At 25.4% G+C, this 406-nt stretch carries 1 protein-coding gene; it reads left to right on the forward strand.

Translation table 11 applies throughout. The annotated features are described in order from the left end of the window. Positions 1–406: hypothetical protein (locus ACFX59_RS18290; protein WP_387434486.1), on the forward strand; the 406-nt coding region annotated here is incomplete at both ends.

Here is a 406-nt window from a genome sequence, read left to right on the forward strand (position 1 = left end):
CATTTCTAACTAGAGAAAGTTTAGATACTTTTGGAAGCAAGAAGAGAAAGAAATTAAAGGATCCAGTCAATTGGGAATGTGTTGCTTCAGATATATTTGCAAAAAAATATTTTCATAGAGGACATATTATTGGTCATTCATTAGCCAATGAACTTGTGAAAAAAATTTATAATAAAAATAAGAGAATTTTATTTGTTCAAACAGCATGGAGTAACATGAATTCTCAAGGTCTTAATACCTTTAGTCAGTCTTATTTCGAAAATATACTTGAAAAAACCATAGAAAATGGGAAGAACATTTTTTACAAATCAAAATTAATTTATAAAAATAAAATTGACAAAATACCAAATGGTATTCAAATTCAAGCTATCTCTATTGATGAAGAAATATCTATTAATGTTTTTAT

The organism is Sphingomonas sp. NCPPB 2930 (assembly GCF_042867205.1).
GTDB lineage: Bacteria > Pseudomonadota > Alphaproteobacteria > Sphingomonadales > Sphingomonadaceae > Sphingomonas.